Annotated in this window: 28 protein-coding genes and 1 other RNA gene; 19 read left to right on the top strand and 10 right to left on the bottom strand. The window is 66.3% G+C overall.

The features are described from left to right. Positions 1-6 precede the first annotated feature (6 nt). Genes OGL92_RS01530 through OGL92_RS01565 form a run of 8 tightly spaced genes read left to right on the top strand, consistent with a single transcriptional unit; the run spans position 7 to position 6,036 of the window. Positions 7-765, top strand: coding sequence for a heme ABC transporter permease (locus OGL92_RS01530; RefSeq protein WP_263139589.1), 759 nt, complete (start codon positions 7-9; stop codon positions 763-765). Next, entirely contained in the window at positions 762-938 is a 177-nt protein-coding gene (gene ccmD / locus OGL92_RS01535) for a heme exporter protein CcmD (RefSeq protein WP_263139366.1), read from the top strand. Before OGL92_RS01530 ends, ccmD begins: the two co-directional genes overlap by 4 nt. Next, positions 935-1,384: a cytochrome c maturation protein CcmE gene (gene ccmE / locus OGL92_RS01540; protein ID WP_263139367.1), complete on the top strand. Its 450-nt coding sequence runs from the start codon at positions 935-937 to the stop codon at positions 1,382-1,384. Before ccmD ends, ccmE begins: the two co-directional genes overlap by 4 nt. Before the next feature lie 2 nt (positions 1,385-1,386). After that, the gene (locus OGL92_RS01545; RefSeq protein ID WP_263139370.1) at positions 1,387-3,354 is read left to right on the top strand and encodes a heme lyase CcmF/NrfE family subunit; all 1,968 of its coding nucleotides are present in this window, start codon (positions 1,387-1,389) and stop codon (positions 3,352-3,354) included. Between the two features lie 33 nt (positions 3,355-3,387). Continuing rightward, positions 3,388-3,915 carry a DsbE family thiol:disulfide interchange protein gene (locus OGL92_RS01550; protein ID WP_263139378.1) on the top strand — a complete coding sequence of 176 codons (528 nt, stop codon included), beginning with the start codon at positions 3,388-3,390 and terminating at the stop codon, positions 3,913-3,915. After that, the gene (locus tag OGL92_RS01555; RefSeq protein WP_263139383.1) at positions 3,912-4,400 is read left to right on the top strand and encodes a cytochrome c-type biogenesis protein; all 489 of its coding nucleotides are present in this window, start codon (positions 3,912-3,914) and stop codon (positions 4,398-4,400) included. The genes OGL92_RS01550 and OGL92_RS01555 overlap by 4 nt, the downstream gene beginning before the upstream one ends. Continuing rightward, positions 4,397-5,602, top strand: a complete 1,206-nt coding sequence (ccmI, locus tag OGL92_RS01560; protein WP_263139384.1) for a c-type cytochrome biogenesis protein CcmI — start codon at positions 4,397-4,399, stop codon at positions 5,600-5,602. Before OGL92_RS01555 ends, ccmI begins: the two co-directional genes overlap by 4 nt. Positions 5,603-5,631: 29 nt before the next feature. Further along, entirely contained in the window at positions 5,632-6,036 is a 405-nt protein-coding gene (locus tag OGL92_RS01565) for a hypothetical protein (protein WP_263139386.1), read from the top strand. Between the two features lie 101 nt (positions 6,037-6,137). Here OGL92_RS01565 and OGL92_RS01570 read toward each other — a convergent pair whose 3' ends face one another. The 7 genes from OGL92_RS01570 to OGL92_RS01600 all read right to left on the bottom strand — a co-directional run bounded on the left by OGL92_RS01570 (position 6,138) and on the right by OGL92_RS01600 (position 11,372). Further along, positions 6,138-7,136 (bottom strand): sulfate ABC transporter substrate-binding protein, encoded by a 999-nt coding sequence (locus OGL92_RS01570; protein WP_263139388.1) that lies wholly within the window; start codon positions 7,134-7,136, stop codon positions 6,138-6,140. Positions 7,137-7,236: 100 nt separating this feature from the next. Continuing rightward, on the bottom strand, positions 7,237-7,635 hold the full coding sequence (locus OGL92_RS01575; RefSeq protein ID WP_263139390.1) for a hypothetical protein: 399 nt from the start codon (positions 7,633-7,635) through the stop codon (positions 7,237-7,239). Between the two features lie 12 nt (positions 7,636-7,647). After that, positions 7,648-7,857, bottom strand: a complete 210-nt coding sequence (locus OGL92_RS01580) for a hypothetical protein (RefSeq protein ID WP_263139392.1) — start codon at positions 7,855-7,857, stop codon at positions 7,648-7,650. Then, the gene (locus tag OGL92_RS01585; protein WP_263139394.1) at positions 7,844-8,686 is read right to left on the bottom strand and encodes an ion transporter; all 843 of its coding nucleotides are present in this window, start codon (positions 8,684-8,686) and stop codon (positions 7,844-7,846) included. The genes OGL92_RS01580 and OGL92_RS01585 overlap by 14 nt, the downstream gene beginning before the upstream one ends. Positions 8,687-8,832: 146 nt before the next feature. Beyond that, complete coding sequence (locus OGL92_RS01590) at positions 8,833-10,125, bottom strand: glycerate kinase (RefSeq protein ID WP_263139396.1); 1,293 nt, start codon at positions 10,123-10,125, stop codon at positions 8,833-8,835. Positions 10,126-10,208: 83 nt separating this feature from the next. Then, a complete protein-coding gene (locus OGL92_RS01595; RefSeq protein WP_263139398.1) occupies positions 10,209-10,832 on the bottom strand; it encodes a TetR/AcrR family transcriptional regulator in 624 nt (207 codons plus the stop codon). 261 nt (positions 10,833-11,093) lie between these two features. Then, entirely contained in the window at positions 11,094-11,372 is a 279-nt protein-coding gene (locus OGL92_RS01600; RefSeq protein ID WP_263139592.1) for an HU family DNA-binding protein, read from the bottom strand. Between the two features lie 514 nt (positions 11,373-11,886). Between OGL92_RS01600 and ffs the strand changes: the two genes are divergently transcribed. Next, positions 11,887-11,983, top strand: an RNA gene (ffs, locus tag OGL92_RS01605) — signal recognition particle sRNA small type. A 201-nt stretch (positions 11,984-12,184) separates the two neighbouring features. On the opposite strand, the gene OGL92_RS01610 is transcribed toward ffs, so the two are convergent. The 3 genes from OGL92_RS01610 to OGL92_RS01620 all read right to left on the bottom strand — a co-directional run bounded on the left by OGL92_RS01610 (position 12,185) and on the right by OGL92_RS01620 (position 13,527). Then, positions 12,185-12,412, bottom strand: coding sequence for a hypothetical protein (locus OGL92_RS01610; RefSeq protein ID WP_263139400.1), 228 nt, complete (start codon positions 12,410-12,412; stop codon positions 12,185-12,187). Between the two features lie 216 nt (positions 12,413-12,628). Next, positions 12,629-12,769, bottom strand: coding sequence for a hypothetical protein (locus OGL92_RS01615; protein ID WP_263139406.1), 141 nt, complete (start codon positions 12,767-12,769; stop codon positions 12,629-12,631). A gap of 26 nt (positions 12,770-12,795) precedes the next feature. Next, positions 12,796-13,527 (bottom strand): helix-turn-helix transcriptional regulator, encoded by a 732-nt coding sequence (locus OGL92_RS01620; RefSeq protein ID WP_263139411.1) that lies wholly within the window; start codon positions 13,525-13,527, stop codon positions 12,796-12,798. 315 nt (positions 13,528-13,842) lie between these two features. Here OGL92_RS01620 and OGL92_RS01625 point away from each other — a divergent pair, with 315 nt between their 5' ends. The 10 genes from OGL92_RS01625 (at position 13,843) to OGL92_RS01670 (ending at position 26,451) form a co-directional block, all read left to right on the top strand. Continuing rightward, positions 13,843-14,160, top strand: a complete 318-nt coding sequence (locus OGL92_RS01625) for a phage holin, lambda family (protein ID WP_263139414.1) — start codon at positions 13,843-13,845, stop codon at positions 14,158-14,160. Between the two features lie 393 nt (positions 14,161-14,553). Then, a complete protein-coding gene (gene dnaX / locus OGL92_RS01630) occupies positions 14,554-16,659 on the top strand; it encodes a DNA polymerase III subunit gamma/tau (RefSeq protein WP_263139417.1) in 2,106 nt (701 codons plus the stop codon). Between the two features lie 10 nt (positions 16,660-16,669). After that, positions 16,670-16,996, top strand: coding sequence for a YbaB/EbfC family nucleoid-associated protein (locus OGL92_RS01635; protein ID WP_263139419.1), 327 nt, complete (start codon positions 16,670-16,672; stop codon positions 16,994-16,996). Between the two features lie 110 nt (positions 16,997-17,106). Further along, a complete protein-coding gene (gene recR / locus OGL92_RS01640) occupies positions 17,107-17,706 on the top strand; it encodes a recombination mediator RecR (RefSeq protein ID WP_263139420.1) in 600 nt (199 codons plus the stop codon). A gap of 189 nt (positions 17,707-17,895) precedes the next feature. Next, the gene (locus OGL92_RS01645) at positions 17,896-19,044 is read left to right on the top strand and encodes an acyl-CoA dehydrogenase family protein (protein WP_263139421.1); all 1,149 of its coding nucleotides are present in this window, start codon (positions 17,896-17,898) and stop codon (positions 19,042-19,044) included. Positions 19,045-19,176: 132 nt separating this feature from the next. Then, positions 19,177-19,380: a hypothetical protein gene (locus OGL92_RS01650; RefSeq protein WP_263139423.1), complete on the top strand. Its 204-nt coding sequence runs from the start codon at positions 19,177-19,179 to the stop codon at positions 19,378-19,380. 51 nt (positions 19,381-19,431) lie between these two features. After that, positions 19,432-21,048 carry an asparagine synthase C-terminal domain-containing protein gene (locus tag OGL92_RS01655; protein WP_263139425.1) on the top strand — a complete coding sequence of 539 codons (1,617 nt, stop codon included), beginning with the start codon at positions 19,432-19,434 and terminating at the stop codon, positions 21,046-21,048. A 116-nt stretch (positions 21,049-21,164) separates the two neighbouring features. After that, positions 21,165-22,277 (top strand): efflux RND transporter periplasmic adaptor subunit, encoded by a 1,113-nt coding sequence (locus OGL92_RS01660; protein WP_263139427.1) that lies wholly within the window; start codon positions 21,165-21,167, stop codon positions 22,275-22,277. Next, the gene (locus OGL92_RS01665; RefSeq protein ID WP_263139428.1) at positions 22,274-23,341 is read left to right on the top strand and encodes an efflux RND transporter periplasmic adaptor subunit; all 1,068 of its coding nucleotides are present in this window, start codon (positions 22,274-22,276) and stop codon (positions 23,339-23,341) included. The genes OGL92_RS01660 and OGL92_RS01665 overlap by 4 nt, the downstream gene beginning before the upstream one ends. Further along, positions 23,341-26,451 carry an efflux RND transporter permease subunit gene (locus OGL92_RS01670; RefSeq protein ID WP_263139431.1) on the top strand — a complete coding sequence of 1,037 codons (3,111 nt, stop codon included), beginning with the start codon at positions 23,341-23,343 and terminating at the stop codon, positions 26,449-26,451. The genes OGL92_RS01665 and OGL92_RS01670 overlap by 1 nt, the downstream gene beginning before the upstream one ends. Positions 26,452-26,587 lie beyond the last annotated feature (136 nt).

The raw sequence follows: 26,587 nt of genomic DNA on the forward strand, positions 1-26,587 counted from the left end.
ATGACCCTGATGAACTGGACGTGGTTTCACAAGCTCGGCTCGCCCAAATGGTTCTACGAGATCAGCGGCCGCTGGCTGCCGGGGTTCGCCTGGGCGGCGGCGGTCCTGCTGGCGGTCGGCATGGTCTGGGGCCTGGCCTTCGCGCCGCCGGACTACCAGCAGGGCAACAGCTTTCGCATCATCTACATCCACGTGCCGGCGGCCCTGCTGGCCCAATCCATCTACCTGATGCTGGCGGTCGCCGGGGTGGTCGGCCTGGTGTGGAAGATGAAGCTGGCCGACGTGGCCTTGCGCCAGGCCGCGCCCATCGGCGCCTGGATGACCTTCGTCGCCCTGCTCACCGGGGCGATCTGGGGCAAGCCGACCTGGGGCGCCTGGTGGGTATGGGACGCGCGCCTGACTTCCATGCTGATCCTGCTGTTTCTCTATTTCGGGGTGATCGCCCTCGGCCAGGCGATTGGCAACCGCGACAGTTCGGCCAAGGCCTGCGCGGTGCTGGCCATCGTCGGGGTGATCAACATCCCGATCATCAAGTACTCGGTGGAGTGGTGGAACACCCTGCACCAGCCCGCCACCTTCAAGATCACCGAGAAGCCGGCGATGCCGGTGGAAATGTGGCTGCCGCTGCTGGTCATGGTGCTGGGTTTCTACTGTTTCTTCGCCGCCGTGCTGCTGACGCGCATGCGGCTCGAGGTGCTTCGCCGGGAGGCGCGCAGCAGCTGGGCGAAGGCCGAGATCCGGGTCCGGGTGGAGGGCATCCGATGAGTTTCCCGTCCTTCGCCGAATTCTTCGCCATGGGCCACCATGGTCTGTACGTCTGGACCTCCTACGGCATCACCCTGGCGGTGCTGGGCCTCAATGCCGTATTGCCGGTCCTGGCCCGCCGGCGTTACCTGCAAGACGAGGCGCGTCGCCTGCGCCGGGAGAACGCACCGTGAACGCCGTCCGCAAGAAGCGCCTGTACATCGTCCTCGGCATCCTGGCGGGCGTCGGCATCGCCGTGGCCCTGGCGCTGTCCGCCCTGCAACAGAACATCAACCTGTTCTATACGCCGACCCAGATCGCCAACGGCGAAGCGCCGACCGACACCCGCATCCGTGCCGGCGGCATGGTGGAGAAAGGCTCGCTGAAACGTTCGGGGGATTCCCTCGACGTGCAGTTCGTGGTCACCGATTTCGCCAAGGAAGTCACCATCCGCTACCGGGGCATCCTGCCCGACCTGTTCCGCGAGGGGCAGGGCATCGTCGCCCTGGGCAAGCTCGGCGCCGACGGGGTGATGGTGGCCGATGAAGTCCTCGCCAAGCACGACGAGAAGTACATGCCGCCGGAGGTCACCAAGGCCCTCAAGGACAGCGGCAACATGCAATCGACGAAGGAGGGCTGAACATGATCCCCGAACTGGGACATCTGGCGTTGATCCTCGCCTTTTGCTTCGCCGTGGTCCAGGCCAGCCTGCCGCTGATCGGAGCCTGGCGCGGCGACCGGCAGTGGATGGGCCTGGCACAGCCGGCCGCCTGGGCGCAATTCGCCTTTCTGGTGTTCGCCTTCGCCTGCCTGGCGCAGGCATTCCTGACGGACGATTTTTCCGTCGCCTACGTGGCGAGCAACTCCAACAGCTCGCTGCCCTGGTTCTACAAGTTCAGCGCCGTATGGGGCGCCCACGAGGGCTCGTTGCTGCTGTGGGCGTTGATCCTCGGCGGCTGGACCTTCGCGGTATCGATCTTCTCGCGGCAACTGCCCGAGGTGATGCTGGCGCGGGTGCTGGCGGTGATGGGGATGATCAGCGTCGGTTTTCTGCTGTTCCTGATCATCACCTCGAACCCCTTCAGTCGGCTGTTGCCGCAGGTGCCGGCGGACGGCAACGACCTCAACCCGCTGCTGCAGGACTTCGGCCTGATCGTCCACCCGCCGATGCTCTACATGGGTTACGTCGGCTTCTCGGTGGCCTTCGCCTTCGCCATCGCCGCGCTGCTCGGCGGTCGCCTCGACGCCGCCTGGGCGCGCTGGTCGCGGCCTTGGACCATCGTCGCCTGGGCCTTTCTCGGCATCGGCATCGTGCTCGGCTCCTGGTGGGCCTACTACGAGCTGGGCTGGGGCGGTTGGTGGTTCTGGGACCCGGTGGAGAACGCCTCCTTCATGCCCTGGCTGGTGGGTACGGCGCTGATCCATTCGCTGGCGGTGACCGAGAAGCGCGGCGTGTTCAAGAGCTGGACGGTGCTGCTGGCGATCGCCGCGTTCTCCCTCAGCCTGCTCGGGACTTTCCTGGTCCGCTCCGGGGTGCTGACCTCGGTGCACGCCTTCGCCTCGGACCCGGCGCGCGGCGTGTTCATCCTGGTCTTCCTGCTGGTGGTGGTCGGCGGTTCCCTGACCCTGTTCGCGATTCGCGCGCCGGTGGTCAAGAGCCAGATCGGCTTCGCCCTCTGGTCGCGGGAAACGCTGTTGCTGGCGAATAACCTGGTGCTGGTGGTGGCGGCCTCGATGATTCTCCTCGGCACCCTGTATCCGCTGATCCTCGACGCCTTGAGCGGCGCCAAGCTGTCCGTCGGGCCGCCCTATTTCAATGCGCTGTTCGTGCCCCTGATCGCGGTGCTGATGCTGGTGCTGGCGGTGGGGGTGCTGGTGCGCTGGAAGGACACGCCGTTCAAATGGCTGCTGGGAATGCTCGGCTCGGTGCTGCTGGGAAGCGTGGCGATCGGCCTGCTCGCGGCTTTCGTCCTCGGCGACTTCCATTGGGCGGTGCTCGCCGTCTGCATGCTGGCGGCCTGGGTGGTCCTCGCCGGCGTCCGCGACCTGCTGGACAAGACCCGCCACAAGGGGCTGATCGCCGGAATGCGCGGGCTCACCCGCAGCTACTGGGGCATGCAACTGGCCCATGCGGGCATCGCCGTATGCGCCCTGGGCGTGGTGCTGTCCAGCCAGTACAGCGCCGAGCGCGACCTGCGCATGGAGCCGGGCGAATCCATCGAGCTGGCGGGCTATCGCTTCGTCTTCGAGGGCGCCGAGCACCACGAGGGACCGAACTTCACCTCGGACCGCGGTACCCTGCGGGTCCTCGAGGATGGCCGCGAGGTGGCGCTGCTGCACCCGGAGAAGCGCCTGTACAACGTGCAGCGTTCGATGATGACCGAAGCGGGAATCGATGCCGGCTTCACCCGCGACCTTTACGTGGCGCTCGGCGAGCCCTTGGAGAACGGCGCTTGGGCGGTTCGCGTGCACGTCAAACCCTACGTGCGCTGGATTTGGATCGGCGGCTTGCTGATGAGCGGCGGCGGCCTGCTGGCGGCCCTCGACCGGCGCTACCGGATCAAGATGAAGACCCGCGTGCGCGAGGCCCTGGGTCTCGCCGGAGCCTGAGCCGATGACGACGATATCCCTGGAGATGGCCTTTTGAGACGTTTGATCCTGCTGGTACCGCTGGCGATTTTCCTCGGCATCGCCCTGTTTCTCTACCGGGGCCTGTTCCTCGACCCGGCCGAGCTGCCGTCGGCGTTGATCGGCAAGCCGTTGCCGGCGTTTTCCCTGCCGGCGGTCGACCTGCCGGGCACGACCTACAGCGAGGCCGACCTCAAGGGCCCGGCGCTGGTCAACGTGTGGGCGACCTGGTGCGTGGCCTGCAAGGTCGAGCACCCGGTGTTGAACGCGCTGGCCGGACGCGGCGTGGTCATCTACGGGGTGAACTACAAGGATGAGACGGCCGCCGCGCAGACTTGGCTGAAGGACTTCCACAACCCCTACCGCCTGAACGTCGCCGATGTCCAGGGCAGCCTCGGCCTGGACCTGGGGGTCTACGGCGCGCCGGAGACCTTCCTGATCGACAAGCACGGGGTGATTCGTCACAAGTACGTCGGGGTCATCGACGAACGCGTCTGGCGGGAGCAGCTCGCGGCCCTCTACCAAGGGCTGGTGGACGAATGAAGCGCTGGCTGCTCGCGATGGTCTTCGGCCTCGGCGCCAGTTGCGGCGCCCATGCCGCCATCGATACCTTTACCTTCGCCAGCGATGCCCAGCGCGAGCGCTTCCACGAGCTGACCAAGGAGCTGCGCTGCCCGAAGTGCCAGAACCAGGACATCGCCGATTCCAATGCGCCCATCGCCGCCGACCTGCGTCGGGAAATCCACCGCATGCTGGAGCAGGGCCAGAGCGACGAGCAGATCGTCGAGTTCCTGGTCGCCCGCTACGGCGACTTCGTCCGCTATAAACCGCCCCTGGATGCCCGCACCGCGTTGCTCTGGTACGGCCCGGCCGGCCTGCTCCTCGCCGGCGTGCTGGGGCTCGGGGTGATCGTGGTGCGCCGCCGTCGGGTGGAGAACGCGCCGGCCGACGCCCGGCTCACCGACGACGAACGCCTGCGGCTCGCCGCATTGCTCGCTCAAGAAGAACGGGATACTCAAGACCGATGATCGATTTCTGGCTTCCCGCCGGCCTCATGTTGCTGGTGGCCCTGGCTTTTCTGGCGATTCCCGCGCTGCGGGGGCGCAAGGTTCAGGCGGAGGAGGATCGCACCGCGCTGAACGTCAGCCTCTACCAGGAGCGCCAGGCCGAGCTGCAGGCGCAGCATGCCGCCGGCACCCTCAGCCTCGAACAGCTGGAAGCCGGCCGCGCCGAAGCCGCGCGGGAGCTGTTGGCCGACACCGAAGGTGCGGAAATACGCCGCGAATCGCGGCTCGGCCGCTGGGCGCCGCTGTCGGCGGCGCTGCTGGTTCCGCTCTGCGCCCTCGGGCTCTACCTGCATTGGGGCGCCAGCGGCAAGGTCGAGCTGGCGCGGGAAATGCGCGAAGCGCCGCGCTCCCTGGAGGAAATGACCGCGCGCCTGGAGCGTGCGGTGGAGCTCCAGCCGGACTCCGCCGAAGGCTGGTATTTCCTCGGCCGCAGCTACATGGCCCAGGAGCGCCCCGCGGATGCGGCGAAGGCCTACGAACGCGCGGTAGGCCTGGCCGGGCGGCAACCGGAATTGCTCGGCCAATGGGCCCAGGCGCGCTATTTCGCCGCCGGCAAGCGATTCGACGAATCGGTCAAGGTCCTCACCGACGAAGCCCTGCGCGGCGATCCCCAGGAAGCCACCAGCCTCGGCCTGCTCGGCATCGCCGGCTTCGAAAGCGGCGACTACCGCCAAGCCATCGATTATTGGCAGCGGCTGCTTGCGGTCTTGCCGGAGGGCGATCAGTCCCGTGCGGCGATCCAGGGCGGCATCGAGCGGGCGCGGGAACAGCTCGGGGCACGTGGCGAACCGACCGAGGTGCCCGCCGTGGCCAGTGCCGGCCCGGTGCTCAAGGCGCACGTGGAGCTGGCGGCGGCCCTCAAGGACAAGGTCGAGCCGGGGGATAGCGTGTTCGTCTTCGTGCGCGCCGCGTCGGGCCCGCCGATGCCCCTGGCGGCGAAGCGCATGACGGTGGCGGATCTGCCCGCCGAGGTCAGCCTGAGCGACGCCGACGCGATGATGCCGCAGTTGAAGATGTCCCAGTTTCCCCAGGTCCAACTGGTGGCGAGGATTTCCCGCCAGGGCGACGCGACGCGTGGCGAATGGATCGGCCGCAGCCCGACGCTGTCGAACCAGACGCAGGAACCCCTGAACCTGATCATCGACGGTCCCGACGCCAAGTGAGGCGGGCGGGCCCGTTCTGGAGTCCGCCCATGTCGTCCCGTATCCATTTCCCGCTCGCCTGTGCCTTGTTTCTCGGGCTTGGCGGTTGCACCTTCCATCGTCAGGCGCCCGATGCCGGGCCGCCGCCACCGACGCAGTCGATTCCCCGCGAATCGGCGCCGCCGAGCGTGCCGGCACCGGAAGCATCCGTCCCTGCTACACCCGGCCGCAGCAAGACCCACTCGCGCTACGCGCCGCCGCCCGGTGGCCAGAGCTACTGGGATAACGCGCTGGGCGTGTACGTGCTCGAAGGCACGCCCGATCTCTACTACCGCGAGCGCGTGTACTACCGCTGGCAGGACGGTTGGAGCGAATCGGAGTCGCCGCAAGGTCCCTGGCAACCGACCGATATCAATGGCGTGCCCGCCGGCCTGGGGCGCCATTACGCGCAGTGAGCCGCTCCGGCTTCGCCAATGAGCCGGCAAAAGAAAGGCCGCGTCGAAACGCGGCCTTCTCCAGGTAACGGGACGCCGCCAGGGCAGGCGGCGCCGGCGACTCACTGCGGCGTGTAGAGCTGGTCGAACAGGCCGCCGTCGTCGAAGTGGGTCTTCTGGATGGCGTGCCAGTCGCCGAAGGTCTTCTCGATGGAGAAGAAGTCCACTTTCGGGAAGCGATCGGCGAATTCGGCGAGGATTTTCTCGTTGCGCGGACGCAGGTAGTTGTTCGCCGCGATGCGCTGGCCCTCGTCGCTCCACAGGTAGTTCAGGTAGGCCTCGGCGGTCTTGCGCGTGCCTTTCTTGTCGACCACCTTGTCCACCACACTCACCGGCGGCTCGGCTTCGGCGGATACGCTGGGGTACACCACCTCGAAACTGCCCCGGCCGAATTCGCGGGCGATCATTTCGGCCTCGTTCTCGAAGGTGATCAGCACGTCGCCGATCTGGTTCTGGATGAACGTGGTGGTCGCGGCGCGGCCGCCGGTGTCCAGCACCGGCGCATGCTTGAACAGGTCGCCGACGAATGCCTTGGCCTTCGCCTCGTCGCCGCCGTTCTTCAGCACGTAGCCCCAGGCGGAGAGGTAGGTGTAACGACCGTTACCGGACGTCTTCGGGTTGGGCACCACCACTTGGACGTCATCCTTGAGCAGGTCCGGCCAATCCTTCAGGCTTTTCGGGTTGCCCTTGCGCACGATGAACACGGTCGCCGAGGTGAAGGGCGCGCTGTTGTTCGGCAGGCGGCTGGCCCAGTCCTTCGGCACCAGGCCGCCGTTGTCGGCTAGGGCATTGATGTCGGTGGACATGTTCATGGTGATCACGTCGGCCGGCAGCCCGTCGATCACCGCCCGTGCCTGCTTGCTGGAGCCGCCGTGTGACATTTGCAGCGTCACGGTTTCGCCCGTCGTTTCCTGCCAGTGTTTCTGGAAGGCCGGGTTGTATTCCTTGTAGAAATCGCGCATCACGTCATAGGAAACGTTGAGCAGGGTCGTCGCGGCCTGGGTCGTCGAAGCCAGGGCCATTGCAGCGGCGAACAGGGAAGCACTGAGGATGGGTTTCACGGAACGGTCCTTTGGTTGAGGGCTGGCGCCATGGAGCCCGATTCTAAAGGCACAATGGCATCGGGCTATATATTCTTTTAAGCGCTAAGAAATAATTTGGTTATTTCCGCAATTCTTCGAGCGCCTGCCCTAGGTTCGCCCGGGCGGGCGCTTCCCAACCCTGCCTGAGAGGCGCATGCCAATAAAGCCGCGGGGCGCCGAGAAGGTGCTCCAGCAGCGTAGCCCTTCCGGCGCGGAACAGGGGCTCCGGGACCCAGGCGTATTCGCGGCGGATATCCCGCTCGTAACCTGCGTAGGCTGCCGGTGGGGCGGCGAGTATCGCCAGGTCGAGGTCCACCACCAGGCCGGCATCGGCGTCTTCCGGCGGTTGTTGGTGGCGAGTGGCGAGGATCAGCCGCTCGACGGTTTCCACGTGCTGATCCAGCCCGACCTCCTTCAGCCAGGCCGCCGCCCGCGATGCGCTGGCGGCCTCGTTGTCCTGGCGCCGGGTGTCGTACACCAGATCGTGCAGTCACAGCGCCAGTTCGACGGCATCCGGGTCTTGGGCGAGCGCCCGCCACGCGTCGAAATGGGCGAGGCAGGCGACGATGTGCCGGGTGCCGTGGTAGTGCCGTTGGGGCTCGGCGTAGGCGGCGCGCAGCTCGTCGAACGCCTGTGTCGGGGGCGTCCCGCCGAGCCGTTGCCACAAGGCCCGCCAGCGCTCCAGGTCAAGTTCGCTCATGCTGGGTTTCCCGTGGGAAGAGGGGGTTGCCGCAGCGGCTGCAGAAAGACGCGTCGTTCTCGTGGCTGGCTTTCGCGCAGGTGGGGCAGTCGCGTTTGAGGCCGCCATCCTGGCGCATGGCATTGGCCAGTTCGGCGGTGAAGATGCCGGTGGGAACGGCGATGATCGAATAGCCGGTGATCATCACCAGGCTCGCCACGGCCTGGCCCAGCGGCGTCTGCGGGGTGATGTCGCCGAAGCCGACGGTGGTCAGGGTCACCACCGCCCAATAGATGCTGATGGGGATGCTGGTGAAGCCGTGGCGCGGTCCTTCGATCACGTACATCAGGGCGCCGAACACGGTGACCAGGGTGGTCACGCTGAGCAGGAACACCACGATCTTCTGCCGACTGCCGCGCAGGGCGCCGAGCAGGTAATTGGCCTGGTTCAGGTACTGGCGCAGCTTGAGCACGCGGAACACCCGCAGCAGGCGCAGGGCGCGGACGATCATCAAGTATTGCGCATCGGGGTAGAACAGGCCGATGAACGCCGGCAGGATCGCCAGCAGGTCGACCAGCCCGAAGAAGCTCAGGGCGTAGCGCCAGGGTTTCGGCGCGCTGTAGAGGCGCATCAGGTATTCGAGGGTGAACAGCGAGGTGAACGCCCACTCCAGGTAATACAGGGCGTCCGCATGGCGCAGATGCACGCGCTCGACGCTGTCCAGCAGGACCACCACCAGACTGGCCAGGATCAGGCCGATCAGCCAGGTATCGAAGCGCCGGCCGGCTTCCGTATCGGATTCGAAAATGATGCGGTACAGGTTGTCTCGCCTGCCGCGTGACTGTTCCATGGCGTTCTCCTTGGGTGCCGGCGCGACAGCCGGATCGGCCTGCGCGCCGAGGAATTGGAGCGTAGCGGCGGGGCTTTGGTGCCGCTGCGTCGAGGGCGGATCGCGACTCGCCCGGGCTGGCGGGCGATCCAGGTGGCCCAACGAGCCTATTCGCGGGCTTGTCGCTCCGGGTCCACGCGCTCCAGGACCAGGATCGCGCGGAAATCGTTGACGTTGGTGCGGGTGGGGCCGGTGACGAGCAGGTCGCCGAGGGCCGCGAAATAGCCATAGCCATCGTTGTCGTCGAGCGCTTCGTCGGCTGCCAGGCCCAGGCTGCGGGCGCGCTCATGGCTGTCCGGCGCCATGAGCGCGCCGGCGTTATCCTCGGAGCCGTCGATGCCATCGGTATCCGCCGCCAGCCCGTGGATGCCGGGGAAGCCCTTCAGGCTCTCGGTAAGGCTGAGGAGGAACTCCGCGTTGCGCCCGCCGCGACCCTTGCCGCGCAGCGTCACCGTCGTTTCGCCGCCGGAGAGAATCACGCAGGGTGGCTCGACCGGTTGCCCGTACAGGGCCACTTGCCGGGCGATGCCGGCATGGACTTTCGCCACCTCGCGGGACTCGCCCTCGAGATCGCCGAGGATCAGTGGGGTCACGCCGCGCGCGCGGGCTTCGGCCGCTGCCGCCTCGAGGGATTGCTGGGGACGCGCGATCAACCGGAAATGACTGCGTGCGAGGCAGGGGTCGCCGGGCTTGACGGTTTCCGAGCGGGGGTCACGCAGCCAGGCCGCGACCGCCGGAGGAACCTCGATGGCGTAGCGCGCGAGGATCGCCAGGGCGTCCGCCGAATGGCTGGGATCGGCGACGGTGGGGCCGGAGCCGATGACCGTGGCTCGATCGCCCGGCACGTCGGAGATCGCATAGGTGTGCACGCTGGCCGGCCAGCAGGCCTTCGCCAGGCGACCGCCCTTGATCGCCGACAGGTGTTTGCGCACGCAATTCATCTCGCCGATGCTGGCGCCGGACTTAAGCAAGGCCTTGTTGATCGCCTGTTTTTCCGCCAAACCGATCCCGGGTGCCGGCAGGGGCAGCAACGCCGACCCGCCGCCGGACAACAGGAAAAACACCCGGTCCGCTTCGCTCAGGCCGCTGACCTTTTCCAACACCCGACGGGCGACTCGTTCGCCGGCGTCGTCCGGTACCGGATGCGCGGCTTCCACCACTTCGATCTTCCGGCAATCGGCACCATGGCCGTAGCGGGTGACCACCAGGCCGCTGACCTCGCCGTCCCAGGCCGCCTCGAAGGCGGCCGCCATGGCCGCGGCGGCCTTGCCGGCACCGATGACGATGGCCCGCCCGCTACGGTCCTCCGGCAGGTGGGCGGAGAGCACCCGCGAAGGATGGGCCGCGTCGACGGCCGTGGCGAACAAGTCACGTAGCAGGCTATGCGGATCGAGGCTCATGGCGTGTCCTGTGCAGCTCGGGGGCATGGTCTAGGGGCATTCGGGCGCGGATCGGGCATTTCCGGCGTTGGCGCACGGCGCGTTCAGCCTGCGTGCGCTGCCGTCTCGACCTCGCAGCCCTTGAGAACCAGGCGAATGATGGTACGCGCCGCGGCTTCGTAATCGGAATCATCGAGGCGGGTCTTCCCGGTGACGATGGAAATCTGCCAGTCGAAATCGGCGTAGGTCTGGGTCGCGGCCCAGATGCTGAACAAGAGGTGATGCGGGTCGACCTGGGCCATCAGCCCCTGGTCGATCCAGGCCTGGATACAGGCGATATTGTGCTTGGCCTGGTCGTTCAACTGGCGGGTCTGTTCGGCACTCAGGTGCGGCGCGCCGTGCATGATCTCGCTGGCGAACACCTTGGAGGCGTAGGGCAATTCCCGGGAAATGCGGATCTTTGAGCGGATATAGGCGGTCAGCACGTCGGCCGGCCGTCCCGGCTGGTTGAACGGCGCGGAAGCTGCCAGCAAGGGCTCGACGATGCTCGCCAGCACCTCGCGGTAGAGGTTTTCCTTGGACTTGAAGTAGTAGTAGACGTTGGGTTTCGGCAGACCCGCCTTGGCGGCGATATCGCTGGTCTTGCCGGCGGCGAAGCCTTTGTCGGCGAATTCTTCGCTGGCCGCGCGCAGGATCAGCGCCTTGTTGCGCTCGCGAATGCTGGTCACATCGGTTCCTTGGGGCGCACCACAGGCGCGGATGGACGGCCGGGCATGGTAGCACCGGGCTCGCGCGCCTCTCAACTCGGCTGCCGAAGTAGCTCCAAGGCGTTTGCGGAGGGGCTTACAGCCTGCATGCAGGCGCGCGGAACCAGGGCTCGGCTTCGGGGGAAGAAGCCTATTGGAGCAGGGAAGGCGAGAGGCGACGGGAGAGGGATGTAGCGTGCGCCACGCAACGGCGGAAGACACCGTTGCGTGGCGTTGCGGAGCTTAGTTGATCGCGTCGGACAGGGCTTTGGCCGGAACGAACTTCACCACTTTCTTGGCAGCGATCTCGATCGCCTTGCCGGTCTGCGGGTTGCGACCGGTGCGGGCCGGACGCTCGCTGACTTTCAGCTTGCCGATGCCCGGCAGCGTCAGCTCGTTGCCGTTTTCCAGGGAGTCGCTGACGATTTCGCTCAACTGTTCAAGGATGGCGCGCACATTAGCCTTTTGGGTGTCGGTCGCTTCGGCGATATCGCTGATCAGTTGGTCTTTGGTCAATGCCATGGTGATGCTCCATTGAGTTGCTGATTGAGGCAGGCTCCTGGCCTGCGCGAATAAACGCATGCCGATCGTGGCGACATGCATGAATGGATAGCGACAGCAGGATTCGCCAGAGCCAACGCCATTCTGGCTTGCCAGTTCAGAGCCCCGCGACGGCCCTTGGTTCAAGTCGGGCGCGCTGGCGATGCGGTTTTCCGTCGGCCGACCAGCCAGCGCGCGGTGGCGATGATCTGCGCACCGAACGGCCCGACACAACTATAGGAGGTGGGATGGTCATTCGACACGCGGGATCGTGCGAGGCGACGTATGAACATCGCGTGCCCGAACGGCGAGGGCGGCACGTTACCCATCTCGTCGCGCTTTGAACAGTCTTGACTATGCCGAGCGGTCGGGAAACGCCCGGTGACGGCCCCAGAAGCCCGGGCCTGGTGCGTAAGTGCTTGAAGGAGTTGTAACTTTGTCGCAAGCCGGTACAATGGCGCGGCCCGCTGTTCAGCGGGCGTCGTTATGGTGGCCCTATCGGTCCCCTCGCAACGATCAACCGTGAACCCGGTCAGGTCCGGAAGGAAGCAGCCGCAGCGGTGAAATCGTGTGCCGGGGTGTGGCTGATGGGGCCGCCTCCATTTCAGCTCCGCGCTTTCCACTGCCTCTCGCCGAGTCTCGGTGCTCATGGGCGAAGGCTTTCGCATCGATCCACTCAAGCAATCGCATCTACAGCCGGGCCATGAGCCATGGGCGGATAGCGATCGAATGCGTTTCGGTGGGAGGGAGAGGGAAGCTGGCCGAAGCCTGGGCAGGCTTCGGCGAATCGATCGTCAGGCGACCAGGGACTTCCTGGCGCGGGCGATGACTGTTTGCAGGCGTTCGGACGCCAGGTACTGGTCGGGATAGAGCCGCTCGGTGTGGCGGGCGATGCCGTGCTCGTTGACCAGAGTGAAGCTGAAGCTGCCTTTCCGCGTTTCCGCCAGGATGTGGCAGGTCAGGGGCGAGAAGGCCTGTGCGATTGCGCTCATGGCGACTTGGGCTTGTTGTTGAATGGACATGTTCGGTATTCCTACGAGAGTGTGGCGATGCGCCACGAAGCAAAGCGCTCCGAAGTCGCTATCCAAATGGATAGACGGAATGAGCCTTATCGGAACAAAGACAGCCTAGGAAGTTCCGCTGAGCGGTTTCTTCGACAGGTCGGTACGTGGGGTGGCAGGGCGATCCGGATAAGGTTCTAATCCAGGGGATGGCTCTGATCAATTTGCAGGGCGGTGTCAGAGTACGACTTCAAGCTCGGCGTTGGCGGAGCTGTCTTCAGAAGCGATCTGGACCATCGAGGCGACATCGTGGGATGTAATGCCGCATTGACTTTCAACTTGGTACGAACCCGGCCAATCTAACAGATCGACCGGCATTCGCAAAGCCTTATGCGGAAACGGCTTCAACGGGCCAATGGCGGGCCGCGCCGGCGCCTGACGGTAGACCACCAGAATACCCAGCCGAGGATGCGGATGCTGGCGGCCTGCTCGGCGTTGTAGAACTCGTCCGGATGCTCCTCCGAGTTTTCGCTGCGCAGCCGAAGGCCCCCGCCGGGCAGGCGATACAGGTATTTCACCCGCAACATGCCGTCGTGGTCGAAGGCATAGATTTCGCCATCGATGACATGGGTGGTGCCGCGATCGATACCGATGCCGGCCCCGTCCAGGATCAGACGTTCCATGCTGTTGCCGGACACGATGGCGATTACCGCGTTCTCCGGTTCCACGCCCGCTTCGCGCAGGGTGGAGCGGGCCAGGCGGATCTTGCGGCCGGGCACTTCCAGCACCTGGGTGGAGCCACTTCCTGCGGACAATTCCACCTCCTTGAACAAGGGCAGCGTCACCTCGTCGTTTTCCAGGGGCGTGTCGCTGTCCCAGGGCGCGATCGAGCCGAACACGGTGGCGTCCGACGCCTTCGCCGGGGCATTCGGCAGCATCTGCCCCATACCGTTGGCCAGCCACAGCGGATCCACGCCACAGGCGTAGGCGATGTTGGCCACGAACGAGGTCGAAGCCGACTTGCCCCGCTCCAGGTCGGAAATGGAGGTCTGGGTCATGCCGCAGCGCTTGGCCAGTTCGGTCTGATTGAGTCCAGCGTGGCGGCGGGCGGTTTTCAAGCGTTCTTTGAAGTCCATGCCGTTCATCTTACGGGTATACCTATGTCATTGCAAATGGGTATTCCTTTAAAATACCCTATAAGTGTTCCTTTATGGGAGGGAATCCAATGAAAACCTTTAATGGACTGCTCGTATCCAGCGAATTCCGGACGGCTCTGGTTCTTGTACTCGGGCCTCGCCAGGCCGAATGCGAAATTGCTCGTCACCGCTTCAAGTCGAACCGTCTCGAGCGCACGCACATGTCGTCCGGATGCTTGGGCGCGCCCAGGGGGCGGAGAGCTCCGCCGTATCCACTCTGCCGCCGTCAACGGCACTTTCGCTGAGGTCAGGATCATGTTCGGTACAGACCCTCTGGTATGGGTGGCGCTCTGGCACGCCCTGTCGATCTCGGCGATCTGGCAAGGCGCGATCATGGCCAGCGTCGTCGCTGTCTTGCGGGTGCTCTACGATGGCAAGGAAAGGCGATGGACCCGAATCCTCCTCGAAGCACTGATCTGCGGAGCCTTGAGCCGCAGCGCGTCGAGCCTGATCGAGTACATGTCCTGGCCGGCGAGCGTCGCGGTCGCGATGGGCGGGGCCATCGGCTTCCTGGGCGTCAGCAGCATTCGCGACCTGTTGTCGAGGTGGGCCGGCAGGCGCGCCGACCAATGATGCGGATCGCCCGAGAAAACGCGAGCGCTTATAAAGAGAAGGCTGGCCGCGATGGCCAGCCGTTCTCCCAGCGAATGCCGGGTGAGTGATGAGTCGAGCCTCGATAGGCGGCTTATTTCCGGGAAGGCCGATCCAGCTTGACGACCCTCATCGATAGGTTCTGCCGACAGCGAGTTCGCGCGCGCATCCTTGCCTGAAGGGCCTCGCCAATCGCTCCGTATCCCGCGACCCCACCCGCCGCCACGAGGATGGAAGCCTCGGACTGCTGTGATAGAGTGTGCCCGCCCCGAGTCGGCGGCTGGCGTCGCCGGCGAGATGCCCGGGCGGACGTCGCCACTCCGGTTCGCCTGGCGACATCGGTCGATTTTCTTTCTCCTGTTGCGTTGGTTCTCGATGAGTTATCAAGTCCTTGCTCGTAAATGGCGTCCCCGCTCGTTCCGCGAAATGGTCGGGCAAACGCACGTGCTCAAGGCTTTGATCAACGCACTGGACAACCAGCGCCTGCACCATGCCTACCTGTTCACCGGCACCCGCGGCGTGGGCAAGACCACCATCGCGCGGATTCTCGCCAAGTGCCTGAACTGCGAGACGGGGATCAGTTCCACCCCCTGTGGCGCCTGCTCGGTGTGCCGGGAAATCGACGAAGGGCGCTTCGTCGACCTGATCGAGGTCGATGCCGCCAGCCGTACCAAGGTGGAGGACACCCGCGAGCTGCTGGATAACGTGCAATACGCCCCCAGCCGCGGCCGCTACAAGGTCTACCTGATCGACGAAGTGCACATGCTTTCCACGCACTCGTTCAACGCGCTGCTGAAGACCCTCGAAGAGCCGCCGCCGCACGTCAAGTTTCTCCTCGCCACCACCGATCCGCAGAAACTGCCGGTCACCATTCTTTCGCGCTGCCTGCAGTTTTCCTTGAAGAACATGCCGCCGGAGCGGGTGGTCGAGCACCTCGCCCATGTGTTGGCTGCCGAGAGCGTGCCGTTCGAGGACGACGCCCTGTGGCTGCTCGGGCGTGCCGCCGATGGGTCCATGCGCGACGCCATGAGCCTGACCGACCAGGCCATCGCCTTCGGCGAGGGCAAGGTCCTGGCCGCCGACGTGCGCGCCATGCTGGGTACCCTCGATCACGGCCAGGTCTACGGTGTGCTGCACGCGTTGCTGGAAAGCGACGCCCGCGCCTTGCTCGAAGCCGTGCGCCACCTGGCCGAGCAGGGGCCCGACTGGTCCGGCGTGCTGACCGAAATGCTCAATGTGCTGCACCGCGTGGCGATCGCCCAGGTGCTGCCGGACGCCGTGGACAACGGTCAGGGCGATCGCGACCGGGTCCTGGCGCTGGCCCAGGCCTTGCCGGCGGAGGACGTGCAGTTCTACTACCAGATGGGCCTGATCGGCCGCCGGGACTTGCCACTGGCGCCGGACCCGCGGGGCGGCTTCGAGATGGCGCTGCTGCGCATGCTGGCGTTCCGCCCGGCGGATGCCGACGGCGCGCCGGGATCGCCTTTAAAGAATCTGGGGATCAGCGGCGCCACGGCTGATTCCTCTTCCCCAGTGGCCGCGCCAGCACTCGCGGCGCCTCAGGCTCCCGCGGCGACGGTTGCCGCCGAACCGCGTGTTGCGGTTGCCGATGGATCGGAAAGCGTGGTCCCGGCTGTCGCGCCGTCGACTCCAGTGGTTTCCGCGGAGCGTTCGACCGAGGGCGCGCAGGTTCAGGTCGCATCCCCGGAACCGGAACCGGAACCGGAACCGGAACCGGAACCGGAACCGGAACCGGAACCGGAACCGGAACCGGTGCTGGATCTGCCTTGGGAGGAATCCACGGCAGCCGAGGTCGTCGCCGCCGTGGTCGAGGTGGAGTCCACACCCGAACCCGAACCCGAACCCGAACCCGAACCCGAACCCGAACCCGAGCTGCTCTCGGAGGCCGAACAGGCGATCGCGGCGGTCTCCACCGTGTTGACGGTCCCGATCGACGATGACGACGAGCCGCCACCGGCGGACGATCAATATTACGAGACGGACGGCGAGGCCTTCGCCTATGGCCTGGAGCCGGAAGAGCAGCCGGAAGCCGAGCCGGTGCCGGAGACCTTGCCGGCCGTGGCCCCGGCCACCGGGTTGGCGGCCGAATGGCTGGAGCTGTTCCCGCGCCTGGGGATTTCCGGGATGACCGGCAGCATCGCTGCCAACTGCACCCTGATCGCCGTCGACGGCGATGAATGGCTGCTGCACCTGGACCCGGCGCAGAGCGCCCTGTTCAACGCGACCCAGCAGCGGCGCTTGAACGACGCGCTGAACCAGCACCTCGGGCGCACCCTCAAACTGCGGGTCGAGATCGTCAAGCCCGAGCAAGAAACACCGGCGCAGGCCGCCGCGCGTCGCCGTGCATTGCGCCAGCGCGAGGCGGAGCAGGCGATCGCCGCCGATCCCCTGGTACAGAAAATGATCGAACAATTCGCCGCGGTGGTCCGCGCCGATACCATTGAACCCTTGGAACGTTGAGGAATTCACCATGATGAAGGGCGGTATGGCTGGCTTGATGAAGCAGGCCCAGCAAATGCAGGAAAAGATGCAGAAGATGCAGGAAGAGCTGGCCAATGCTGAAATCACCGGTCAATCCGGTGCGGGCCTGGTCACGGTGGTGATGAACGGGCGCCACGACGTCAAGCGCGTCAGCCTGGACGACAGCCTGATGCAGGAGGAGAAGGAAATCCTCGAAGACCTGATCGCCGCCGCGATGAACGATGCGGTGCGCAAGATCGAACAGAACAGCCAGGAAAAAATGTCCGGGATGACCGCCGGCATGCAACTGCCGCCCGGCTTCAAGATGCCTTTCTGATGGTCGTCGGCTCCAGGGCGGTTCGCCGTCCTGGAACGGCTCGGCGCCCCCCTTGGGTTGCCGGCGCTTGGCGCCCTGTTCCGACTCACTTCGTCATCCGGTAGCCCCCCATGAGCTTCAGCCCGTTGATCCGTCAATTGATCGATGCCTTGCGCATACTGCCGGGTGTGGGGCAGAAAACCGCCCAACGCATGGCACTGCAGATGCTCGAGCGTGATCGCAGCGGCGGCTTGCGTTTGGCCCAGGCGTTGAGCCAGGCCATGGAAGGCGTCGGCCATTGCCAGCGCTGCCGGACCCTCAGCGAGGATGCCTTGTGCCCGCAGTGCGCCGATCCGCGCCGGGACGACTCGCTGTTGTGCGTCGTGGAAGGTCCGCTGGACGTGTTCGCCGTCGAGCAGACCGGGTATCGCGGTCGCTATTTCGTGCTCAAGGGCCACCTGTCGCCCCTGGACGGGCTCGGTCCCGACGCCATCGGAATCCCCGAGCTGATGCAGCGCATCGAGGAGGGTGCCTTCGGCGAGGTCATTCTCGCCACCAACCCGACCGTGGAGGGGGAGGCCACCGCGCATTACATCGCGCAACTGCTGGCGGCGAAGTCCCTGGTGGCCTCGCGGATCGCGCACGGCGTGCCGCTGGGCGGCGAACTGGAGCTGGTGGATGGCGGCACCCTGGCCCACGCGCTCGCGGGGCGGCGCCCCATCGGCCTCTAAGGGTCGTTCCGACAGGTCTCCTCGCGGCGTTTTTCCGGTGTGGGGTTACGTCCATGGCCTTGCCGCCACCCAACTTCTCCAGTCGCTGCCATCGCCGCGTGGGCGCGCCGTAGCGCGCAAGCTGCCGGGCGTCCCTTGAAAACCAAGCAAGCGCTCGGTATGATCGCGAAAAACGGAGCGCGCGTCGCCATGCCGGTTTTCCAGGATTATTTCGACCCCGACCATCAGTTGGTGCGGGCCTCGGTACGGCGTTTCGTCGAGCGCGAGATCCTGCCCCACATCGACGCCTGGGAAGAGGCCGAGGCCTTTCCGCGCGAGCTCCATCGCAAGGCGGGCGCCGCCGGCATCCTTGGCCTCGGCTACCCCGAACGCTACGGCGGCAGCCATGAGGGCGATCTCTTCGCCAAGATCGCCGCCAGCGAGGAATTGATGCATTGCGGCTCGGGCGGATTGGTGGCGGGGCTCTGTTCCCTCGACATCGGCCTGCCGCCGCTGCTCAACGGCGGGTCGCCCGAGCTGCGCGAACGGGTGGTCCCCGCAGTGCTGAGGGGAGAACGCGTGATCGCCCTGGCGGTCACCGAGCCCTCCGGTGGCTCGGACGTCGCCCACCTGAGGACCCGCGCCGTCCGCGAGGGCGAGCATTACCGGGTCAACGGTTGCAAGACCTTCATCACCAGCGGTGTCCGCGCGGATTTCTATACCGTGGCGGTGCGTACCGGCGATCCCGGTTTTGCCGGCATCAGTCTGTTGTTGGTCGAGAAGGGCACGCCGGGCTTCGAGGTCAGCGGTCCGTTGAAGAAAATGGGCTGGTGGGCCTCGGACACCGCCGAGCTGCGTTTCGAGGACTGCCGGGTCCCCGTGGGCAACCTGCTCGGGGCCGAGAACGCCGGCTTCGCCGGCATCATGGCGAACTTTCAGCACGAGCGACTGGCGCTGGCGATCATGGCCAACATGACCGCCCAGCTGGCCCTGGAGGCCTCGCTGGAATGGTGCGCCCGGCGCGAGGCGTTCGGCCGGCCGTTGAGCGCGTTTCAGGTGCTCAAGCACCGGCTCGCGGAGATGGCCACCCAGGTGGAGGTATCCCGCGAGTTCGCCTACCGGTTGGCCGCCCGGCTGGCTGACGGCCAGGTGCCGCTCAAGGAAATCGCCATGGCGAAGAACTTCGCTACCGACGTTTCCAACCGCGTGACCCACGAGGCCGTGCAGATTTTCGGCGGTATGGGCTACATGCGCGGCGCGTTGGTGGAGCGCCTGTACCGTGACAATCGGATACTGTCCATCGGCGGTGGCACCCGGGAAATCATGAACGAGATCATCGCCAAGCAGATGGGACTTTGACGAAAACGGCGCGATTGGGCGCGCGCTTATCGCGAAACCCTCTGGATAGACGCTTGCGCGCGGGATGGGCTGGGCTAGTTTGAGACGGTCAGAGCGAATTCTGACGTTCCCGTCATGATCAAGGAGAAGACAATGCAAAGGCTCACATCCATTCAGCCCGCCTATCCCCACGAAGACGACTTCGCCCTGCCTCCGGTAGGACGCGTGGACTCCCGGGAGGGGGATTTCATCCGTGAACTGCATCGCGACCGGCTGGCGATGGCCCATCTGTTCGACATCCGCATGACCGAGAAGACCTCCAACACGGCGGACGCCAAGCAGAAAAGGAAGTCGTAGAACGGGTTCGACGGAGCGAATCCCTAGGCGGTAGTTCAAGGAGAGAACTCGATGTTTTCGCTCCACTATTCCGCAGGCGTCATCCCCGGCGCCTGGCACCTGAGCGGTCATTGCCTGAGCAGTCGGCAAGGCCGCATCGAGGCGCTCGACCATCCCAAGCTGCTCTTGCGCGCCGTCCAGACGCCTTCGGGACGCCTGGGCGTGGCTTTGGTCGAACGCCCCCACCCGCATCCCGCCGCGGCCACGAAGGACGATCACCAGTTGAGCGCGGTGGACGAGGAAGGCTTCGCCCGTGCCAAGGCGCGTGTCCTCGACTGGCCGCTGCACGGGTTCTGGGTCGAGATCGTCGGGCGCACCCTGCGTATCGAGTCCAGCCGGCTGCCGACGGTGCCGGTGTTCCTCGCCCGGCATGGCGACGAGGCGCGGGTGGAGTGGGACCCCGCGCGGCTCTATCCGCTGCTCGCCGCGTCCCTCGACCGGGATGCCGCCGCTCACTACCTGTGCAGCTTCGAGCAACCCTACGGGTCGCGCACCCTGATCGACGGGTTGACCCAATTGACGGCGAGCAGCGTCGCGCTGTGGCGGGACGGCGCCTGGCGACTCGAGCACAAGGCGCCCGCCCCGGCGGACTACCCGCGGTTGCTCGAGGCGAACGCCGACCCGCTGGACTCCTTCGCCGGGCTGTTGACGCAGGGCCTGGCCCGTTCGTTGCCCGATCCTTCCCTGCGGTTGGCCGCGGCTCTGAGCGGCGGCCTGGATTCCTCGGCGGTGGTCAGCGTGGCGGCACGCCGGGGACACCCGATGAGCACCTTCGGCTTGCTGATGCCGGGCCACGAGGGCGTGGCGCAGGCCGAGCGCCGCGCGCAGGTCTGGGACCGCCTGGAGTTGCACGACGAACTCGTCGAAGGCGATGCGTGCGACTGGTCGGCCCACCTGGAAGGACCGCGGGCGCACCTGATGGTGCCTTGGGAGGAGCTGCACTACGCGGCTTTCGACGGGCTCTACCAGCGCGCCGCGGCGCAAGGCCACTCGGTGTTCCTGACCGGCTTCGGCGGCGACGACCTGCTCGATCCTTATTGGGAGGAGATACCCGAACCCCAGCGGCTCGCCGAAATGCGCGTGCTGCAGGGCCATCGCCCACTGCCGGGCTTTTTCCGCGGGGAACTGGCGGCGCGGCAGGTGGAGCGCAGCGAGGCCCTGCGTCGGCAGCCGCGCGGGTTCGTCCAGCCTGGCGTGATGGAGGTCGCGGCCGGGGTTGCCGCCCAGTGCCTGCGCCATGGCCTGTGGCCGATGCACCCCTTTATCGAGCCGGAGGTGGTGCGTTACTGCCACGCCTTGCCGCCGGAATGGCGCCAGGGCCGGCGGCTGATGCGCGGCTTGCTCGAACGCTTCGGCTATGGCGCCAGCCTGACCCATCCCGCCCGGACCGAGAGTTTCTCGCCCCTCACCCTGCGTCCACTGCGCCAATGCCCGGTGTTTCGCCGGCTGTTGCATGCGCCTAGAATGGCCGACCTCGGTTTCTTCGAGCCGCGTGCGCTGGAGAAGGCGTTCGACGACTGGCTCGTCGGCCGGGCGCCGCAGGCCTGGGCGCTGCACTTCATCGCCGTGGTGGTGCTGGAGGCGACCCTCGCCAGCCTGGAGGCGTCCGCCGGTTCCGCCCGCGGCTGAGCGGCGTGCGCCGCTCCGCTAGCCTCGCCCATCGCGAGGGACGGTAGGAGGAACCGCACCGCGGGATTCGCAGTCGATTACCCACGATCCGCCAGCAATCATGCCAAGGAGCCTGCATGGCCGTGCCCCCACCGTTGTCGCGTTGTTTCGTTCTGTGCGTCGTATTGGTGTCCGGGTGCGGGAAAGAACAGGCGCCGGAGCCTGTCCTCCCCCGGGTCAAGGTGTTGCAGGTGCAGGCCAGCGGTTATGCGCCCGCCGTGACCTTGACCGGCGACATCCAGGCGCGGGTGCAGACCGATCTGTCGTTCCGCGTCAGCGGCAAGATGACCGAGCGCCAGGTGGACGTGGGCGCGCGGGTGACCGCGCGGCAGCCGCTGGCCCGCCTGGACCCCCAGGACCAGCGCAGCAACGTCGACTCCGCCGCCGCGATGGTCAGCGCCGAACAGGCTCGCCTGAAGCTCGCCCAGGCGGATTTCGCCCGCCAGGAAAAGCTCCTGCCCAAGGGCTACACCAGCCGCAGCGAATACGATCAGGCCCTGGCCACCCTGCGCAGTGCGAAAAGCTCGCTAACGGCGGCCCAGGCGCAACTGGCCAATGCCCGCGAGCAACTGTCCTATACCACCCTGGTCGCCGATGCCGAAGGGGTGATCACCGCCCGCCACGCCGAGGTGGGGCAGGTGGTCCAGGCTACCGTGCCGATCTTCTCCCTGGCCCGGGACGGCGCGCGCGATGCCGTGTTCAACGTCTACGAGTCGGTGTTCGCCGAACCCTTGCGCGACCAGCCGGTGGAGGTCGCGCTGCTGGAGCGTCCTGAGATCAAGGTGCGAGGCAAGGTCCGCGAGGTGACCCCCACCGTCTCCGCGGAGACCGGCACGGTCCAGGTCAAGGTGGCGCTCGAGGCGCTGCCAGCCGGGATGGACCTGGGTTCGGTGGTCAGCGTGACCCTGCAGGGCGCCGCGCAGAGCGCCATCGAGGTGCCTTGGTCGGCGCTGACCAAGTCCGGCCACGAACCGGCGGTCTGGCTGGTGGGCGAGGAGGGCCAGAGTCGCCTGCAGCCGGTCAGAGTGGCGCGCTACCTCACCGGCAAGGTGATCATCGCCGAGGGATTGCAAGGGGGCGAACGCGTCGTGACCGCGGGCGGCCAGTTGTTGCACGTCGGGCAAAAGGTGGACATCGCGCAAACCGAAACGAACGGACACGCGGCGGATGCCGGGCAGGTGCAACCATGAGGCGCACGATGACGGTCCTCCTGGGGGGCATTCTCCTGGCGGGCTGCGGCGAGAAGGAACAGCCGCCCGAACCGCCGCGTCCGGTGCTGCACATCGAGGCCCGCGCGCAGAGCGAGGCGAGCCTGGGGCGTTTCGCCGGCAGCATCCAGGCCCGCTACGAAAGCGTGCTCGGCTTCCGCGTGGGCGGGCGCATCGCCCGGCGCAGCGTGGACGTCGGCAGCGAAGTGAGCAAAGGCACCTTGCTCGCCGCGCTCGACCCCACCGATCAGCAGAACGAGCTGCGCGCCCGCCAGGGCGATCTGGCGCGGCTCGAAGCGCAATGGATCAACGCCCAGGACAATGCGCGCCGCCAGCAGGAGCTGTTCGACCGAGGCGTCGGTGCGCGGGCGCAACTGGAGAACGCCCAGACCGGGTTGCGCACCGCCGCCGCGGCGAAGGACCAGGCGCGTGCGGCCGCCCGGCAGGCGGAAGACCAGTTGGGCTACAGCGAATTGCGCAGCGACTACGACGGGGTGGTGACCGCCTGGCACGCGGAGGCGGGCCAGGTGGTCGCCGCCGGCCAGGAGGTGGTCATTCTGGCCCGCCCGGACGTGAAGGAAGCGGTCATCGATCTACCCGCCGCCTTGGTCGAGCAATTGCCCCGGGACGTCCGCTTCGCGGTGGCCGCCCAACTGGAACCCTCCATCGCCACCCACGGGCGGATTCGCGAAGTGGAACCCCAGGCCGAGCGTTCCACCCGTACCCGTCGTGTACGCCTGAGCTTGGAAGAGACGCCGCCGGGTTTCCGCCTGGGCACTTCGGTGAGCGTGACCCTGAGCACGGCCATCACCCCGCGCATCGAACTGCCGACCAGCGCGTTGCTGGAGGCCGACGGCCAGGTGCGCGTGTGGGTGATCGACCGGCAGAACCACAGCGTTGCCTCGCGCCCGGTGCAGGTGCTGGAGCGGGATGCCGAGCGCGCGGTACTGAGCGCCGGCGTCGAGCCAGGCGACTGGGTGGTGACGGCCGGGGTGAATAGCCTGAAAGAAGGGCAGACGATCAAGACCGACGAGGGGCAACGGTGATGAAAGGCGGTTTCAACCTGTCCGATTGGGCGCTGCGCCACCAGTCCTTCATCTGGTACCTGATGTTCGTCGGGTTGCTGATGGGCGTGTTCTCCTACATCAACCTGGGCCGGGAGGAAGACCCTTCCTTCACCATCAAGACCATGGTGATCCAGACCCGCTGGCCGGGCGCGACGGTCGACGACACCCTGGAGCAGGTCACCGACCGGATCGAGAAGAAGCTCGAGGAACTGGACTCCCTGGATTACACCAAGAGTTACACCCGGCCCGGCGAGTCCACGGTGTTCGTGTTCCTGCGCGATACCACCGATGCCGACGATATTCCCGACATCTGGTACCAGGTGCGCAAGAAGCTCAACGATATCCGCGGCGACTTCCCCCAGGGCATCCAGGGCCCCGGTTTCAACGATGAGTTCGGCGACGTCTATGGCTCGATCTACGCCTTCACCGCCGACGGCTTCAGCTTCCGCCAGTTGCGCGACTACGTGGAACAGGTGCGCGCCGAAATCCGCGAGGTGCCGAACCTCGGCAAGGTGGAGCTGATCGGCGAGCAGGACGAGGTGGTCTACCTGAATTTCTCCACCCGCAAGCTGGCGGCCCTGGGGATCGACCAGCGCCAGGTAGTGCAGAGCCTGCAAGCGCAGAACACCGTGACCCCCGCCGGGGTGATCGAGGCCGGCCCCGAGCGGATCTCGGTGCGTACCAGCGGCCAGTTCGCTTCGGAAAAGGACTTGGAGAAGGTCAACCTGCGGCTGAACGACCGTTTCTACCGGCTTTCCGACATCGCCGATATCAGCCGCGGCCTGGCCGATCCGCCCACGCCCAGGTTCCGCTACAACGGCCAGCCGGCCATCGGCCTGGCCATCGCCATGAAGGACGGCGGCAACATCCAGAGTTTCGGCAAGGCCCTGCACGCCCGCATGGATGAGATGACCGCGTCGCTGCCGGTGGGGATCGGCGTGCACAAGGTTTCCGACCAGGCCGAAGTGGTCACCGAGGCGGTCGGGGGCTTCACCCGCGCGCTGTTCGAGGCGGTGGTGATCGTGCTGATCGTCAGCTTCGTCAGCCTCGGCATGCGCGCCGGGCTGGTGGTGGCCTGTTCGATCCCGCTGGTGCTGGCGATGGTCTTCGTGTTCATGGAGTACAGCGGCATCACCATGCAGCGGATTTCCCTGGGCGCCTTGATCATCGCCCTCGGCCTGCTGGTGGACGACGCGATGATCACCGTGGAGATGATGGTCACCCGCCTGGAGCAGGGCGACTCCCTGCACGATTCCGCCACCTTCGCCTACACCTCCACGGCCTTCCCGATGCTCACCGGCACCCTGGTCACCGTGGCCGGTTTCGTGCCCATCGGCCTCAACGCCAGTTCCGCCGGCGAATACACCTTCACCCTGTTCGCGGTGATCGCCGTGGCGATGCTGCTCTCCTGGTTCGTCGCCGTGTTGTTCGCGCCGGTGATCGCCGTGCACATCTTGCCCAAGCGGATCAAGGCCCATGAGGGCGGACCCGGGCGCATCGCCCGGGCATTCGGCGGTGGCCTGCTGTTCGCCATGCGGCACCGTTGGCTGACCATTTTGCTGACCCTGCTGCTGTTCGCCGCCGCGGTGTTCTGCATGCGCTTCGTGCAGAACCAGTTCTTCCCGTCCTCGGACCGTCCGGAGCTGCTGGTCGACCTGAACCTGCCGCAGAACGCGTCGATCCACGAGACCGAGCGCCAGATGGACCGTCTCGAAGCCAAGCTCAAGGATGACGACGACGTGGTGCGCTGGAGTTCCTACATCGGCCAGGGCGCGGTGCGCTTCTATCTGCCGCTGGACCAGCAGCTGCAAAACCCCTACTACGGCCAGTTGGTGATCGTCAGCAAGGGCCTCGAGGAGCGCAAGCGCCTCGCCGCGCGGATCAAGAAAATCCTCCGCGAAGAGTTCGTCGGCGTGGGCAGCTACGTGCAGGCGCTGGAGATGGGCCCGCCGGTAGGGCGACCGATCCAGTACCGGGTCAGCGGCAAGGACATCGACGAAGTCCGCACCCATGCCCTCGAACTGGCCGCGCTGCTCGACCAGAATCCCCACGTCGGCGAGATCATCTACGACTGGAACGAGCCGGGCAAAGTCATGCGCATCGAGATCGCCCAGGACAAGGCGCGCCAGCTCGGCCTGTCCTCGGAGGACGTGGCGCAGATCATGAACGGCGTGGTCAGCGGCGCGCCGGTGACCCAGGTGCGTGACGATATCTACTTGGTCGACGTGATAGGGCGCGCCGAGGACAGCGAGCGGCGCTCCCCGGAGACCCTGCAGAACCTGCAGATCGTCACACCCAGCGGCAACTCCATCCCGCTGCTGTCGTTCGCCACGGTGCGCTACGAACTGGAGCAGCCGCTGGTCTGGCGTCGCGACCGCAAGCCGACCATCACCATCAAGGCGGCGGTGGCCGACGACCTGCAACCGACGGATGTGGTCCGCCAGTTGAAGCCGAAGATCGACGAGTTCGCCGGCAAGCTGCCGAACGGCTACAAGGTCGCCACCGGCGGCACGGTGGAGGAGAGCGGCAAGGCCCAGGGGCCGATCGCCAAGGTCGTGCCGCTGATGCTGTTCCTCATGGCGACCTTCCTGATGATCCAGTTGCACAGCGTGCAGAAGATGTTCCTGGTGGCCAGCGTGGCGCCCCTCGGCCTGATCGGGGTGGTGCTGGCGCTGGTGCCCACGGGGACGCCCATGGGCTTCGTGGCGATCCTTGGCATCCTCGCGCTGATCGGCATCATCATCCGCAACTCGGTGATCCTGGTGACCCAGATCGAATCCTTCGAGCGTGACGGCTACTCGCCGTGGAAGGCCGTGCTAGAGGCCACCGAGCACCGGCGCCGACCGATCCTGTTGACCGCGGCGGCGGCCAGCCTGGGCATGATCCCGATCGCCCGCGAGGTGTTCTGGGGCCCCATGGCCTACGCGATGATCGGCGGCATCATCGTCGCCACCTTGCTGACCTTGTTGTTCCTGCCGGCACTCTATGTGGCCTGGTACCGCATCAAGGAGGACGACGAGGATTCCGGCAAGGACGGCGGCCATCCCGCGCCGCGGGCCCAGGGCGAAGCGCACCGCGGCGACGCCTGAAGCCGGGTGCGAAGCGAGATGCCGGGCAGGACCCGGCATCTTTTTAGCCGAAGGCAGGGTAAGGGCCACGGACGCCGAGGTCATCGGCAAGCTCCGGTCGAGGCCGAGCCACTATGAGCGCGGGACTTTAAAACCC

Origin of the sequence: Pseudomonas sp. RIT-PI-AD (assembly GCF_025642785.1) — a bacterium.
GTDB lineage: Bacteria > Pseudomonadota > Gammaproteobacteria > Pseudomonadales > Pseudomonadaceae > Pseudomonas_T.